Origin of the sequence: Lampropedia aestuarii, assembly GCF_004803635.1 — a bacterium.
Classification (GTDB): Bacteria; Pseudomonadota; Gammaproteobacteria; order Burkholderiales; family Burkholderiaceae_C; genus Lampropedia; species Lampropedia aestuarii.
In genome coordinates this window covers 151495-164516 of sequence record NZ_SSWX01000005.1, presented here as the reverse complement: position 1 = coordinate 164516, position 13022 = coordinate 151495, and the positions used below count along the sequence as shown (strand labels likewise).

The 13022-nt window shown below is 58.3% G+C and carries 12 protein-coding genes; 6 read left to right on the top strand and 6 right to left on the bottom strand.

Annotated features, from left to right (window positions below):
* The first annotated feature begins 30 nt into the window (after positions 1 to 30).
* The 3 genes from cysK (at position 31) to E8K88_RS05585 (ending at position 4866) form a co-directional block, all read left to right on the top strand.
* Positions 31 to 951 carry a cysteine synthase A gene (gene cysK, locus E8K88_RS05595; protein WP_136405667.1) on the top strand — a complete coding sequence of 307 codons (921 nt, stop codon included), beginning with the start codon at positions 31 to 33 and terminating at the stop codon, positions 949 to 951.
* A gap of 222 nt (positions 952 to 1173) precedes the next feature.
* On the top strand, positions 1174 to 2514 hold the full coding sequence (locus E8K88_RS05590) for a hypothetical protein (protein WP_136405666.1): 1341 nt from the start codon (positions 1174 to 1176) through the stop codon (positions 2512 to 2514).
* Positions 2515 to 2670: 156 nt separating this feature from the next.
* Complete coding sequence (locus tag E8K88_RS05585) at positions 2671 to 4866, top strand: TonB-dependent receptor domain-containing protein (RefSeq protein WP_240754343.1); 2196 nt, start codon at positions 2671 to 2673, stop codon at positions 4864 to 4866.
* Between the two features lie 66 nt (positions 4867 to 4932).
* On the opposite strand, the gene metW is transcribed toward E8K88_RS05585, so the two are convergent.
* Together metW and metX are read right to left on the bottom strand one after the other, a co-directional pair.
* Positions 4933 to 5526 carry a methionine biosynthesis protein MetW gene (gene metW / locus E8K88_RS05580; protein WP_136405665.1) on the bottom strand — a complete coding sequence of 198 codons (594 nt, stop codon included), beginning with the start codon at positions 5524 to 5526 and terminating at the stop codon, positions 4933 to 4935.
* 5 nt (positions 5527 to 5531) lie between these two features.
* Entirely contained in the window at positions 5532 to 6653 is a 1122-nt protein-coding gene (gene metX, locus E8K88_RS05575) for a homoserine O-succinyltransferase MetX (RefSeq protein WP_136405664.1), read from the bottom strand.
* Positions 6654 to 7161: 508 nt separating this feature from the next.
* Here metX and E8K88_RS05570 point away from each other — a divergent pair.
* Positions 7162 to 7533, top strand: a complete 372-nt coding sequence (locus E8K88_RS05570) for an RNA recognition motif domain-containing protein (RefSeq protein WP_136405663.1) — start codon at positions 7162 to 7164, stop codon at positions 7531 to 7533.
* 188 nt (positions 7534 to 7721) lie between these two features.
* Here E8K88_RS05570 and E8K88_RS05565 read toward each other — a convergent pair whose 3' ends face one another.
* Positions 7722 to 8855, bottom strand: a complete 1134-nt coding sequence (locus E8K88_RS05565) for a class I SAM-dependent methyltransferase (protein ID WP_136405662.1) — start codon at positions 8853 to 8855, stop codon at positions 7722 to 7724.
* 75 nt (positions 8856 to 8930) lie between these two features.
* Between E8K88_RS05565 and E8K88_RS05560 the strand changes: the two genes are divergently transcribed.
* On the top strand, positions 8931 to 9758 hold the full coding sequence (locus E8K88_RS05560; protein ID WP_240754342.1) for an SDR family oxidoreductase: 828 nt from the start codon (positions 8931 to 8933) through the stop codon (positions 9756 to 9758).
* A 29-nt stretch (positions 9759 to 9787) separates the two neighbouring features.
* Positions 9788 to 10162 carry a dihydroneopterin aldolase gene (locus tag E8K88_RS05555; protein ID WP_136405660.1) on the top strand — a complete coding sequence of 125 codons (375 nt, stop codon included), beginning with the start codon at positions 9788 to 9790 and terminating at the stop codon, positions 10160 to 10162.
* Positions 10163 to 10233: 71 nt separating this feature from the next.
* Here the strand turns inward: E8K88_RS05555 and ubiM are convergent, their stop codons facing one another.
* The 3 genes from ubiM to E8K88_RS05540 form a co-directional block, all read right to left on the bottom strand.
* Positions 10234 to 11412, bottom strand: coding sequence for a 5-demethoxyubiquinol-8 5-hydroxylase UbiM (gene ubiM, locus E8K88_RS05550; RefSeq protein ID WP_136405659.1), 1179 nt, complete (start codon positions 11410 to 11412; stop codon positions 10234 to 10236).
* Positions 11413 to 11573: 161 nt separating this feature from the next.
* Positions 11574 to 12164 carry a retropepsin-like aspartic protease family protein gene (locus tag E8K88_RS05545; RefSeq protein ID WP_136405658.1) on the bottom strand — a complete coding sequence of 197 codons (591 nt, stop codon included), beginning with the start codon at positions 12162 to 12164 and terminating at the stop codon, positions 11574 to 11576.
* A 103-nt stretch (positions 12165 to 12267) separates the two neighbouring features.
* Positions 12268 to 12708: an NUDIX domain-containing protein gene (locus tag E8K88_RS05540; protein ID WP_136405657.1), complete on the bottom strand. Its 441-nt coding sequence runs from the start codon at positions 12706 to 12708 to the stop codon at positions 12268 to 12270.
* Positions 12709 to 13022: the final 314 nt, after the last annotated feature.

Genomic DNA, 13022 nt, shown 5'->3' with positions numbered 1-13022 from the left:
ATTTTCAACCGTTCATTGAGGAGCGCATAGATGCCAGTTCAACATGTCTTGGAAACCATCGGCAAAACCCCGCACATTCGCATCAACCGTTTGTTCGGCCCTGAGGCAACGGTGTGGGTGAAGTCCGAGCGCAGCAACCCCGGTGGCTCGATCAAGGACCGCATTGCCCTGGCGATGGTCGAAGATGCCGAGAAAAGCGGCGCGCTCAAGCCCGGCGGCACCATCATTGAGCCCACGTCCGGCAACACCGGCGTGGGTCTGGCCATGGTGGCAGCGGTCAAAGGCTACAAGCTCATTTTGGTGATGCCGGAAAGCATGTCGATTGAGCGCCGCCGCCTGTTCCTGGCCTACGGCGCCAGCTTCGATCTGACCCCCAAGGAAAAGGGCATGAAAGGCGCGATTGCGCGTGCCGAAGAACTCAAGGCCCAAACCCCAGGCGCCTGGATTGCCCAGCAGTTTGAGAACCCGGCCAATATCGATGTGCATGTGCGCACCACAGCCGAAGAAATTGCCGCCGACTTTCCAGACGGTCTGGATGCGATCGTCACCGGCGTAGGCACGGGTGGACATTTGACAGGCGTGGCTCGCACGCTCAAAGCCCGCTGGCCGAACTTGAAAGTGTTTGCCGTCGAGCCTGCTGCTTCACCAGTAATTTCAGGTGGCCAACCATCGCCCCACCCCATCCAAGGCATTGGCGCAGGTTTTGTGCCTAAGAACCTGGACACCAGCGTGCTGGACGGCGTGATCCAGGTCGAAGCCGAAGCCGCTAAAGACTTTGCCCGCCGCAGCGCGACGCAAGAAGGCCTGCTGGTTGGTATTTCTTCTGGCGCGACCTTGGCCGCGATTGCCCAAAAGTTGCCAGAACTGCCGCAAGGCGCGCGTGTGCTGGGCTTTAACTACGACACGGGCGAGCGCTACCTGTCGGTCGACGGTTTCCTGCCTACTGCGTGATCTTGCATGATCTGATTTGATCCAAGCGTGCGAAGCAGCGTGACTCACACCACCTGATCCCGCACCGCCCTCAAACCGCTGCCAGCACTGCGCTGCTGACAGCGGTTTTTTTGCGTCTTTCGCCCCTCTAATGAAAATGAATTATTATTTATTCAATTGATACTGATTTATCACTATAATTTTTGACATTCATACCAATGCATTTGAAAAAGGGGAAATCGCATGGACATGGTGTCAACACTGAACTGGCGCAATGGCGCGCTGGCCTTGGCTTGTGCAGCCGCTTTAACCGCTTGTGGCGGTGGTAGCAACAATGTGGTGGAAATCACGCCCGAGCCCACACAACCAGGTGATGGCGAAGATCCGCATGACCACGACCCAGTTGCCGCGGCCGGCCGCTTGATTGCACTGGAAGCCAACAGCGCCCAAATACACGCGATTGATCTTGAGCACGGCAGCGTCCTGCAGACCTTCACCAGCGACCATGCGTCTTCGGCGCTGTACGCCAGCCCAGGCCAGCGTTATGCCGTGCTACTGCAAAGAAACCAGAACCAGGCGCAGTTCATCGACGGCGGGGTTTGGCAAGAAGACCATGGCGACCACCTGCATGACTACACACAGGCACCGGCGCTTCTCAATCTGCGCCTCACAGGCGTGCGGCCAACCCATTACGAAACCCATGGCGCGCACGCAGCGCTGTTCTTTGATGGCGATGCGAGCAGCGGCGACAAAGCCTCGATTGCGCTGTTCAGTGATGCCAGCATTGCTGCTGGGCAGGCGGGCCTGGTCGAAGCTTCGCACACCTTGGGCTCTGCAATGCACGGCACGGCCGAGCCGCGTGGCGACTGGTTGTTAACCACCTGGAAGCCAGTCGATTCCACCTCCACCACACCTACGCATGTCGAGCTGCACCACCGCCATGGCGACCATTTCCATATGGAAAAACGCTTTGAGCAAGAGTGTCCTGGCCTGCACGGCAGCTATTCCAACGTGCGCTACAGCGTATTTGGCTGCACAGATGGTGTGTTGGTGGTTGAGCAAAATGGCGACAACTTCACTGCACGCAAAGTCGCCAACCCGGCGTCCATGCCAGCCGGCGTGCGCATTGGCACGATCACGGGCAATCCCCATTACGACAAGTTCGTCGGCATTGCCAGCCCAGGCTGGTTGTATGAAATCGACCCGGAGGCCGGCACCATCACTACGATCAACTGGGCCGAGGGGCGCACCCGCCGCGCCCACGCTATTGATGCAGAAGGCGACAACCTGCTGGTCCTGGACGACTTGGGCAGCCTGCATATTCTGGATATGCACAGCTGGGGCAAACGTGCCGAAATCACTTCTGCTATAGCCCACATGCCCAGTGCAGCACCGTTCCCAAGCATTGCGGTAAGCCAAGCCGCTGAGACCGCCTGGCTCAGCGACCCCAATGGCCAGCGCCTGACCAGCATCGATTTGCATGCAGCCAAGCTAGGCGAGCACATTGCGCTGAACTTCAGTCCGACCTCGATTGTGTGGCTGGGTATTAGCGAGCCCAGCGCTGACCACGCACACGACCACTAAGCCCTCTGCACTACAAAACCGTAATGGATCTCAGCAGTAGCAATAGCCTGCCGCAAAGCCCACGGCGGATTGTGAATTGCTTTAATGCGCCCGTACCCGACCGCACGCAGCCCACACTGCGCAGCTTTGTACGGTGCGCCTTTTCTTGATTGCCTCATGAAACCCACCGCCCCCTCGCAGCGCCGCGCCCGCGCGCGCTTGATCTCCGCTAGCCGCTTGCGCCCACATGCGCTGGCGCTTGCCTGCATCGGTTTGAGCTGTGTCTGCTCAATGGCCTTGCATGCACAAACACCGCCCGCAGCAAACCAGTCAGTCCAACAAACAGCCAGTAGCAGCGCTACGGATGCGCCACTGCCCGAAGTGCGCATCAGCGCCAGCGCCCTGGATTTGCCGCTCGATGAGTCGGCCACACCCGTCGAAGTGCTGGATGGCCAGGCGCTGCAATTGCGCAGCGCCGCGACCTTGGGCGAAACGCTAGAAGGCTTACCGGGCGTGCGCAACAACAACTACGGTGCAGGCGCGGGCCGGCCGGTGATTCGCGGCGCCGATGCCGCACGTGTGCGCATTCTGTCCGATGGCAGCGAGGTTCAGGATGCCTCGACCTCCAGCCCAGACCACGCGGTTGCTTTTGAGCCGTTGCTGGCCAGCGAAATCGAAGTGCTGCGTGGCCCATCGAGCCTGCTGTACGGCGGCGGCATCACTGGCGGCGTCGTGAACGTGCGTGACAACCGCATTCCTACCGAAGTGCCCGAAAAAGGCTATGAAGGCCGTATTGAGCTGCGCAAATCCAGCAATGCGCGCGAAGGCATTGGCCTGTTCTCAGTCACCGGTGGCCAAGGCCCGTTTGCGCTGCATGTCGAAGGGCTTAAACGCTCGGCCGGAGAGTACGAAGCCGGTAAAAACTGGAGTGAGAAATACGTCAACGGCTCCAACAACAACACGTGGTACGGCAGTGTTGGTGGCTCGTTCATCCATGAGCGCGGCTATCTCGGCCTGGCATACAGCAGCTTGCGCAGCCGCTACGGCCTGCCCGGCCACAGCCATGAATACGAAGACTGCCATTTGCACGGCGACGCCTTGCATTGCGCCAGCCATGGCGGCGGTGAAGATGCGCCCGAGGGCTGCCACTGGCACGGCACGGAGCTGCATTGCACGGATGAGGGTGAGCACGACGACGACATCGCGCTGGTCAGCATGACCAGCCACCGCTGGGACCTGCGCGGCGAATTGCATGACCCGCTACCGGGCTTCACACGCGCCAAACTGCGGGCCTCGCACACCGACTATGCGCACGATGAAATCGAACATGGCGCAATTGGCACCAGCTTTAAGAACAAGGCCCACGATGCACGCTTGGAGCTTGAGCACCAACGCATCGAGCTGGGCCTGGGCGAGCTGCGCGGTTTGGTGGGTGTACAACACAGCCGCCGCGACTTCAGCGCACAAGGCTCGGAAGCCTATGTGGAGCCCACGCTGACAACCAGCCGCGCGGTATTTGCGCTGCAAGAGTACCGCCAGGGCGACTGGCGTTTTGAACTCAGCGAGCGCTACGAATGGCAAACCGCCCATCTCGATGGCAGCACACGGCGCGGCAGCGTCAAGCACGATATGGGCTCGCTCTCCGGCGGTGTGAGCTGGAATTTCCAACCCGGCTATGTGCTGGCGGCCAGTGTCTCGCGCTCCAAGCGTGCGCCAACAGCAGAAGAGCTGTTTGCTGGCGGCATCCATTTGGCCTCGAACACCTGGGAGCGCGGCAATGCCAATCTGAGCGCGGAGCAGTCGAGCAACCTCGACATCAGCCTGCGCAAAACCAGTGGGGCCACGCGCTACACACTCTCGGCGTTTTACAACCGCATTGATGACTACATTTATGCGAGCACCACCGACCGCTATGAGAACTTCCGCCTGATCGACTACAAGCAACGCGATGCCACATTCAAAGGTCTGGAAGCCAGCGCCAGCCACCAGCTGAGCACGCAGTGGCGCGTTGGTGTGTTTGGCGACATGGTGCACGCCAGCTTCAAAGGCGGCGATGCCGTGCCACGGATTCCAGCGCGCCGCTTGGGTGTCAATGCCCGCTGGGAATACGGCCCCTGGTATGCAGGCGGTGAACTCTACCGCAATGCTGCGCAAAACCGCATTGCCGCGTATGAAACACGCACCGCTGGCTACAACATGCTGAACCTGCACATGGGCTGGAGCGGCAAGCTGGGCCAGACGCAAAGCTATGAGCTGTTTGCCAAGCTCGACAACGTGTTCGACAAACTGGCCTTTAACAACACGTCCTTCGTCAAAGACGCATCACCGCTGCGCGGACGCAATCTGGTCGTGGGCATGAAGGTCAATTTCTAAGCGCCTGTTCACTGCCAGCCCGACGACATTGGGCTGGCGCGCATGGCAAGCGCCATGCGCAGCAGCTTATAGCGGCGCCTTGCGCTCCAAGTGGAACACGGCGGTATTGGCGCGTAAATTGGGCAGCAAGCGCACTGGCTTTTGCCCCAGCAAGCCGAATGAGTCACGAATACGCAAATCATTTTTCAGCGCCAAAGCCTCAAAATCCTTGAATGTGCCAACCCGGATGTTGGGCGTGTCATACCACTGGTAAGGCATGCGGCGCGTGACCGGCATGCGACCGCGCATCACCGACAGGCGATTGCCCCAATGCGCAAAATTGGGAAAGGCAATGATGCCACTGCGGCCCACACGCAGGGTTTCCCTGAGCATGGTTTCGGCATTGCGCAAATGCTGGAAGGTGTCTATTTGCAGCACGACATCAAAGCTGTGATCACCAAAAATGGACAAGCCCCGGTCCAGGTTCATCTGCAGCACATTCACGCCGCGTTTGGCACAGGCAAGCAGCTTGGCATCGTCAAGCTCCACGCCGTAGCCACTACAGCCGCGCTCTTTTTGCAGATACTCCAACAAAGCACCGTCACCGCAGCCCAAATCAAGTACACGCGCGCCTGTAGGCACCAGCTGTGCGATCGCCTTCATGGTGTGGTTGTCGCTCATGTTTGTCATTCCTTGGCAATGCGGTCAAAGTACGCGGCCACCAGTTGGTGGTAGCGTGGGTCATCCAACAAAAATGCATCATGCCCGTGTGGCGCGTTGATCCTGGCATAGGTCACATCGCGCTGGTTGTCCAGCAAGGCATGCACAATCTCTTGGCTGCGCCCCGGCGAGAAACGCCAGTCGGTCGTAAAGCTGATGATCAAAAATTTGGCCACGGCTTTTGCCAGCGCCTGGTTGAGCTGGCCGCCGTATTCCCGCGCAGGATCAAAATAGTCCAGTGCACGGGTAATCAGCAAATAGGTATTGGCATCAAAGTAGTCGCTGAACTTGTCGGCCTGGTAGCGCAGATAGCTCTCGATCTGGAATTCAATGTCTTGCGTGCTATAGCGCAAGTCCAGTCCATCCCTGAGCTGGCGGCCAAACTTCTGGTTCATCACATCGTCAGACAGGTAAGTGATGTGCCCAATCATGCGGGCAATGCGCAAGCCCCGTTTGGGAACCACGCCCTGCTCGTAAAAATGGCCGCCATGGAAGTCCGGGTCAGTGACAATCGCCCGCCTGGCCACTTCGTTGAACGCGATGTTCTCGGCATTCAGGTTAGGCGCACTGGCAATGACCACTGCATGGCGCATGCGCTCGGGAAATTGCAGCGTCCATGACAGCGCCTGCATGCCGCCCAGGCTGCCGCCCATCACCGCCGCCAGCTGCTCAATCCCCAAAGCATCGAGCAAACGCGCCTGCGCAGCTACCCAGTCCTCTACCGTCACCACGGGAAAATCTGCGCCCCAGGCCTTGCCGGTTTCTGGGCTCTCGTGCATCGGGCCGGTAGAGCCAAAGCAGGAACCCAGATTATTCACGCCAATCACAAAAAAGCGGTTGGTATCTACAGGCTTGCCGGGACCAATCATGTTGTCCCACCAACCTTGGCTTTTGTCTTGGCCCTCATAGACACCTGCGACGTGGTGTGAGGCATTCAGCGCATGGCAGACCAGTACCGCATTGCTGCGATCGGCATTGAGCTGGCCGTAAGTTTCGTAAGCCAATGTGTAATTGGCAATGTGCCCGCCGCCTTTAAGCGGCAAGGCCTCGGCAAATGGCATGAACTGCGGGTGGGCAATAAGTGGCATGGCAACAAAAACGAAAAAAACCGACTGCGCTGTCAAAGAGCGAGCCGGTTCGTGTGTTTTTTGTCCACGTAATTCAAGCGCGTCTTTAGCAGCATTTATAAAGCGCCCGCAAGCGATTGCAAATCGGCGCATTGGGGCCAAATATACCACCAAGCCTGCAAGAAAGCACGCACCAGGGCTGATTTAAGCATCAACCATAAGCCCATCCAGTGGCCATGACCTGGTGTTTGGGTGATGATTAATAAGGCAAAAACGTCACCGCACTGTCTTTTTCATGAAATTTCACGAAAAACGAGTGTTTTTGCTAACACTCGCGCTCAAAATATCATAGGAATTGGCAATTTTGTCAGTGATAATGGCATCGGGTGCGGTTGTGGTATAGAGCTACAAACGTTGATCCCGACTCACAGTACGCGGTGTTTGATGGTTTCGTGCGCAGTTCAGGGAATTTGCTCATTCGGCTCCGGGGCCCCATCGCTTGGGAAAATTGTTTTGAAGGAGTCCTGTTATGGGCAATAAGTTATACGTTGGCAATCTGCCATATTCTGTTCGTGACAACGATCTGGAGCAACATTTCAGCCAATTCGGTTTGGTTACCAGCGCAAAGGTCATGATGGAACGCGATACTGGTCGCTCCAAAGGCTTTGGCTTTGTCGAAATGGGCTCCGATGCAGAAGCTCAAGCTGCGATCAACGGCGTGAACGGCCAGCCTCTGGGCGGCCGCAATGTCGTGGTCAACGAAGCACGTCCGCTGGAGCCACGTCCTCCACGCACTGGCGGCTTCGGCGGCGGTCGTCGTGAAGGCGGCGGCGGCGGCGGTTTCCGCAGCCCATACGGCAATGGCCCACGCGGTGGTGGCCAAGGCCATGACGGCTATTAATTCATCTTTGGCGCTTTGATGGCGGCGGTTCAATCTTTCTGATTGACCATTACCAATCTCAGTGGCGAAGTCAAAAAGCTGGTTTTTATAGCCAGCTTTTTTTATGGCCTGTGCGATGCTTATTTATAAAGCAAAGGCATTAATCCATCCATTGATTCATAAACACCGCCTTTAATTACAGAGAAATTTTACAAGGTGTGCGTTCTGTCACCATTGATAAATCCTAATGGTTCCCAAAATGGTCCTGCGCCCAGCATGATGACCTTGAACAACTCACCCATTTCATGCTCGTGCAGCAGCTTGGCGCCCATGATGCGCTGAGCCAATGGAGCCTGCTCCAACAGCGCCGCAATGCCGCAATTGGCTAAAAACCGCGCTTGCGAGGTATAACCGAGCACCTCCAGCCCCGCTTGCTGCGCGGTTACAGCGACGGCTGTGAAGTTCACGTGCGCTGTGATGTCTTTGAGTCCCACTTGCTGCAGTGGCAAGTCGTCCATCTGGTGCTGAAAATGGCACACCAGAGTGCCCATATGGCGCTGCGGATGGTAGAACTCGTGCTCACTGAAACCATAGTCGATCCAAATCGCTGCGCCCTTTTTGAGCCGCTCTGAGGTGGTGCGCACAAAGGCATCGGCCCAAGGGTGAATCTCGGTGACATAGTCTTGCTCGCAATGCACCTCAATGGGCGCCGCATGCACAGTGGGCCGGTCCGCCCAAACAAAGTTCTGCGACGCATCCAGTGCCACGCCACGTTCAAACCACTGGCCTTGCTTTTGCACAATCAGTTTGACTGGCATCGCATCCAACACCTCGTTGCCCAGCAACACCCCTTCCAGCGCCTCTGGCAACTCGGCCAACCACTGCACCTGGTCGCCAAACTCAGCCAAGGTCTGCGCTTGCCGTTCACGCAAAGCCAAAGACACATCGACAATGTAATAGTGCCGCACCCGCGGCCCTAAAGTTTGCAGAATGTCGCGGGCCAAAGTGCCGTTGCCAGCGCCAAACTCATACACGCAATCGGTGCCGGTGTGCTCAAGCACCTCTAAGATCTGCGCGGCAATGCTGCGACCAAACAGCGCAGACATTTCCGGTGCCGTGGCAAAATCGCTGCCTTCGGTGCTTTGCTTGTCCCCGTTGGGGCCAGCTTCTGCGAGCTCACGCGCAGGCATCAGGCCGATTTTGCGGCGGTCATTGCTGTAGTAACCCAAGCCGGGCTCGTAGAGGGCCATCTGCATAAACGCATCAAAAGCCAGCCAACCTTGCTGGGCTTGGAGCTGCGCGGCAATGGCGGCATGCAAAGGGCGCGTTACACTTTCAGTCATATTGTCCATTTGTTGATCCATCGCGCCATTGTCGCGCTAATGCTGTTTTCATGTAGTGAGAGCCACGCCGTTTCTATGACGAATTCATCCCACCTTGGCCCTGGCGAGCGACCTGTGGCCTTAGTCACAGGCGCGGGTTTGCGCCTGGGCTCTGCGATTGCCCAGCACCTGGCGCAGCACGGCTGGGACATTGCCGTGCATTATCGCCACTCCAGCGATGCGGCTGACGCTACCGTGCAAGCCTGCCTGCAACTGGGCGCGCGCAGTGCCCGCTTCGCAGCTGACTTGTCCATTGAAGCACAAGCCCGTGCGCTGGTGGGCCAGGTCAGCGGGCATTTTGGCCGTATTGATGCGGTCATCAACAGCGCCTCACGCTTTGAATTTGATGATGTCAGCAGCTTCAGCTACACACAATTGGACCAGCACATCCACAGCAATGTGGCTGCCCCCATTCTGCTCGCGCAAGCACTGCATGCAGACCTCGTTGCACGCCAGCAGAATGCGCGGCAGGCTGGTGCTGTGGCAGCCTCAGAGCAGCAAGGGGTGGTGGTCAATTTGCTCGATCAAAAGTTGTGGAACCAAAACCCCGACTTTTTAAGCTACACCCTGTCCAAAGCCGCTCTGGAAGCAGCGGGCACGATGTTGGCGATGGCCTTGGCGCCACACGTGCGCGTGGTGGGCGTAGCCCCAGGTCTGACCTTGACCAGCGAATTTTTAGACCAGGCCCAGTTCGAGCGCCTGCACCAACTCAGCCCACTGGGCCGCTCCTCCACGGCGTTGGATGTGGCCTCGGCCGTGCTGTTTGCCTTGAGCAACCGCGCCATCACCGGCACCACCTTGCTGGTCGATGGCGGACAGCACCTGATGCGATTTGAACGTGATTTCTCCAAGATGCAGGACTGAGCGCCTGCTGATTTTTCCGACTCTTTTCTATGCCAAACACTACCAAAGGCTCTCAAACCCTGAATTTGAACGGCCTGCGCTTCGATGCCAATCTGGGCATTCTGGACCACGAGCGATGCGGCCCTCAACCCATCCAGGTCGATGCCGAGCTGCACCAGGGCACGCAACCCCTGCTGCCAGCCGATGACGACATCCACAGCGTGCTCGATTACCGCAAAGTACGCCAAATCATCATCGACGAATGCACGGCCGAGCACATCAATTTGCTGGAAACATTGATTGGCAAAGTCGCCCACCGCCTGATGCAATTGCCAGGCGTCATTGGTGTGCGCGTTCGGATTGCCAAGCTGGAGATTTTTGACGACTGTGAAGTCGCCATTCGCATGGAAACAGGCCAGTGGTAGGGCCAGCCGTTGCCCCAGCCTGAATGGCTGTTTTTAGAACGTATTTACGTTCTTAGAACCTGTTTACGATCTTACATGCCGTGGCTTTGGGTCAAGTGGCCTGCCAGCATCTTGCGAAACGGCTGCACGGTTTGTGCCACACGCAATAGGCCGCTGCGCAGCGCACGCACGGGTGCACGGTCATCGGTGTAGAGTTGCGCAATCGCATTGGTCGCCTGGTACAACGGCCAGGTCGCAGCACGGTGCTGGCGCTCATACGCTTGCAGGAAAGCCACAGCTGCGACATCGGCATTGCGGCGTTTGCCTAACCAGAGCTGGTCAGCCAAACGTTTTTGGCTTTGCAGCCCAAAATTAAAACCATGCGCGGTAATCGGGTGCATGCCAACGGCCGCATCGCCCACCAAGGCATAACGCGGCGCGACGAATTGGCGTGCATAGGTGGCCACCAGCGGATAGGTGTGCGGGCGGCCTTCTTGTTGCATTGCGCCCAGGCGGTAGGCAAAGCGCGCCGAGATATTGGCAGACAACGCGGCTTCGTCAAGCGCGAGCAAAGACTGCATGGCATGCTGCGGCAGTGTCAGCACAACGTTTGAAGCGCGGCCATTGAGCGGCAACAACGCCAGTGTTTGGCCATAATCAAACCATTGCCAGCTGATGTGTTCATGCTCGGCTTCATGCGCAAAACGGCAGACCAACATGGTGCGGGCAAAATCATGCATGTCTGCTGCAATGCCCATCATGCGGCGGGTTTCCGAATAACGGCTGTCTGCGGCCACGACCAAGCGCGCTTGCACCGTCGCGCCGTTAGAGAGCGCCAGTGTATTGGCATGGGCAGCGGTCTGTATGCCGGTGACGCTGACACCGCCAAGCAATTGCACATCTGTACGCGCCTTGACGGCAGCAAACAAGGCTTTGCGGATCAAATGGTTAGGCACAAAATAGCCGAGCTCATCGACCCCAGCCAAAGCCGCATCCACTTTCAGCGCATGCAAGGATGGCCCGTTGAAAATCTGTGCGTCGCGCAGCACCGAAATATCCTGCTGCGCAATATGCTCCCAAGCACCAAGATCTTGCAGAATCTGGCGGGACGCGTGGGTCAAAGCAATTTCACGGCCATCGAATGCGGGCGTGGCCAAATCGTCCAGCGCTTGCCGATCGACCAGGGCGATCGAATAGCCACTGCCTTGCAGAGATTGTGCAAATGCCAGTCCTACGGGCCCGGCGCCCACAATGGCGATATCTACTTGCATACGTACTCCTTGCGACAAGCCAGCTAAGGCTTTGCCGATTGCTTGTCTTGCGAGCCCCCATCATACCGACTTGCACTGCCGCAGTGCGCGTTAAAGGGCTGTGTGCTGGCCCACTAGAGCTTACGCCGCGCCATAGACCATGAGAGCGTTTTAGAACCTGTTCAGCGCGGCCGCAGCACCATGCGGTCGCGCTCAATCTGGATATCAAAATGCCGCAAGACGTTTTGTCCCAGCAAAGCCTGTTCATCACGCCCGACATTGAGGCCGGTGCCGACCTCTATGCCTTGCAATTGAAAACCTGACAGGCTCAGCGTCTTGGCCGTGACAATGCGGCCGCTGCGCGTGCCACCTGCGGTAGAGAACTGCGCCTGGCGCCCGCCTTCCAAGCCAGCCGCTTGTGCCACGGCATTGCTGACCGACACCAAACTGGCGCCGGTATCGACCATGAATTGCACCGGCACGCCATTGATGCTGCCATCGACGTAAAAATGCCCGTCGCGGTGGCGCGGCAATTGCAACGCGCCCTGCCCGGCCTCGCTATACACGGCTTTGGGCGGTGCCAGCAACTGCGTCATGACCGCGTAGAGCACGGCAATCACGGCCAACCAACTGAGCCAAATCATCCACGGCCGCAGACGCGATGCGGGCTTTGGCTGCCCATTCGCAGCCATTCCTGGCATGGCTGCCTGGGGCTGCCAGTGCGGTGATTCAGTTGGACTGGAGGGTGATTGGGGAGGGGTGAAACGTGCCATAAGCCACCATACTACCCAATCACACGCCAGGACTGCAATTGGCAGGTTAAACCGACTGGTTTTGCAATGCCCGCAATGGCGATTGCGCACCACCACACCTGCGTCAGGCCTGCTCCTGCGCCAAGGCCTCCAACACCGGATAAGCACCAGGCAGTATCGGCGTGACCGTGGTCTGCAGGCTTTGCCAGGCCACTTGCTGGCCTTCGCGCATTTCAAACTCACCCTGCCAGTCACGTACCTTGCACCAGTGCAAACGCACCAGCGCGTGCTCGTAGTCGTGCTCGGTCACACGCCAGATCTCGGCTGCGCCAATGGTGATGCCCAGCTCTTCTTCGAATTCGCGGCGCAGCGCCTCTTCCACGCTTTCGCCCGCTTCGATCTTGCCGCCAGGAAACTCCCAGTAGCCCGCATAGGGCTTGCCCTGTGGGCGTGAGCCCAGCAGGAACTGCTCTTGCCCTTCGTGCTGGCGCAGCACAATGCCCACCGCCACTTCTACCCGCTTGGGCTGGTCTGGTGTTGGCACAGATGGATTGGATGGACTCATACGGGCTTCTTTGTCTTGCGAGGGCTCGCTTTGACCGCAGGCTTGGCAGCCGCCTTCACGGCGGCAGGGGCGGCCTTGGGAGCAGGTGTTTTTGACGCCGTTGTTGCAACCGTTTTTGCAGCCGCTTTGGCCACCGTTTTAGCCGCTGTTGTGGCAGCTGTTCTGGTCGCCACGGGCTTGGCCGCAGCTGCCGTTTTGGCACCGCGTTTGACCGCTGCTGGCGTGCCTGACGCAGCTTGGGCTGCCACGCGTGCTTTGGCCTTGGCTTGAGGTTGAACCGGCTGCAATTGCAATGGCGCAGCCGCCGCAGGGGT

What these genes read in the sequence shown, in the direction of transcription:
- cysK (WP_136405667.1), top strand. Translation starts at nt 31, where the DNA reads ATGCCAGTTCAACATGTCTTGGAAACCATCGGCAAAACCCCGCACATT.
- E8K88_RS05590 (WP_136405666.1), top strand. Translation starts at nt 1,174, where the DNA reads ATGGACATGGTGTCAACACTGAACTGGCGCAATGGCGCGCTGGCCTTG.
- E8K88_RS05585 (WP_240754343.1), top strand. Translation starts at nt 2,671, where the DNA reads ATGAAACCCACCGCCCCCTCGCAGCGCCGCGCCCGCGCGCGCTTGATC.
- metW (WP_136405665.1), bottom strand. Translation starts at nt 5,526, where the DNA reads ATGAGCGACAACCACACCATGAAGGCGATCGCACAGCTGGTGCCTACA.
- metX (WP_136405664.1), bottom strand. Translation starts at nt 6,653, where the DNA reads ATGCCACTTATTGCCCACCCGCAGTTCATGCCATTTGCCGAGGCCTTG.
- E8K88_RS05570 (WP_136405663.1), top strand. Translation starts at nt 7,162, where the DNA reads ATGGGCAATAAGTTATACGTTGGCAATCTGCCATATTCTGTTCGTGAC.
- E8K88_RS05565 (WP_136405662.1), bottom strand. Translation starts at nt 8,855, where the DNA reads ATGACTGAAAGTGTAACGCGCCCTTTGCATGCCGCCATTGCCGCGCAG.
- E8K88_RS05560 (WP_240754342.1), top strand. Translation starts at nt 8,931, where the DNA reads ATGACGAATTCATCCCACCTTGGCCCTGGCGAGCGACCTGTGGCCTTA.
- E8K88_RS05555 (WP_136405660.1), top strand. Translation starts at nt 9,788, where the DNA reads ATGCCAAACACTACCAAAGGCTCTCAAACCCTGAATTTGAACGGCCTG.
- ubiM (WP_136405659.1), bottom strand. Translation starts at nt 11,412, where the DNA reads ATGCAAGTAGATATCGCCATTGTGGGCGCCGGGCCCGTAGGACTGGCA.
- E8K88_RS05545 (WP_136405658.1), bottom strand. Translation starts at nt 12,164, where the DNA reads ATGGCACGTTTCACCCCTCCCCAATCACCCTCCAGTCCAACTGAATCA.
- E8K88_RS05540 (WP_136405657.1), bottom strand. Translation starts at nt 12,708, where the DNA reads ATGAGTCCATCCAATCCATCTGTGCCAACACCAGACCAGCCCAAGCGG.